Genomic DNA, 1,279 nt, shown 5'->3' on the forward strand with positions numbered 1-1,279 from the left:
CCTGGCAGTGCTGCTCGCAAAGATCAGCGCCAGTTCGGATGTGGCGGTGGGGTTCCCGATCGCCGGGCGGCGCGACCCGGTCCTGGATGAGTTGGTGGGCTTTTTCGTCAACACCTTGGTGTTGCGCGTCGATGTGGCCGGGGATCCCACCGTGGCAGAGTTGTTGGCGCAGGTGCGCTCGCGCAGCCTGGCCGCCTACGAGCATCAAGATGTGCCGTTCGAGGTGCTCGTCGAGCGGCTCAACCCGACCCGGTCGTTGACGTATCACCCGCTGGTTCAGGTGGCGTTGGCCTGGCAGAACTTCGCCGGGGATCCCGTCACCGGGCTGCGTTTGGGCGATTTGGAGCTGACCCCGCTGCCGGTGGACACCCACACCGCCCGAATGGATTTGACGTTCTCGCTTGCGGAACGATTCACCGAAGCCGGTGAGCTTGCCGGGATCGGCGGCACGGTGGAATTCCGCACCGATGTGTTCGACCCCGCCAGCATCGACGCACTGGTTGAGCGGTTGCAGCGCGTGTTGATGGCGTTCGCCGCGGACCCGGCGCAGCAGTTCTCGTCGATCGATGTGCTGGATGCCGGTGAACACGCCAACCTGGATGAGTGGGCTAACCGGGCGGCATTAGCCGCGCCGGTGGGGGCGTCAGTGTCGATTCCGGTGGTGTTCGCCGCGCAGGTGGCGCGTGCTCCCGAGGCGGTGGCGGTCAGCTTTGACGGTCGCGCGATGAGCTACCGGGAGCTCGACAAAGCGTCGAATCGGTTGGCGCACTTGTTAGTTGAGCGCGGAGCCGGCGCGGGGCAGTGTGTGGCGCTGCTGGTGGAGCGATCCGCCGAGGCGATTGTGGCGCTGTTGGCGGTGCTCAAAACGGGGGCGGCGTATCTGGCGATCGACCCCGGCCATCCCGATGCCAGGATCGGCTTCATGGTGGCCGATGCCGCGCCGATCGCCGCACTCACCACCGCCGGGCTGGCCAGACGACTTGGTGACCATCACGTGGCGGTCGTCGACATCCACGACCCCGCTGTGGACAGCCAACCGAGCGTTGCACTGCCCACGCCGAGGCCTGACGACATCGCGTATCTGATTTACACCTCGGGCACCACCGGAATGCCCAAAGGCGTGGCGATTCCGCATCGCAACGTGGTCGGGCTGCTGGAAACGTTGGATGCTGACCTGGAGTTGTCGGCAGGGCAAGTCTGGACGCAGTGTCATTCGTTGGCGTTCGACTTCTCGGTCTGGGAAATCTTCGGTGCGCTGCTGCATGGGGGGCGCCTGGTC

1 protein-coding gene is annotated in these 1,279 nt (G+C 65.7%); it reads left to right on the top strand.

Annotated elements, in window-relative coordinates:
• The coding region (locus AC5Y5W_RS24900; protein WP_500022659.1) for an AMP-binding protein at positions 1–1,279 on the top strand (1,279 nt) is incomplete at both ends.

The sequence above is a fragment of the Mycobacterium sp. NGS51 genome (assembly GCF_059812525.1).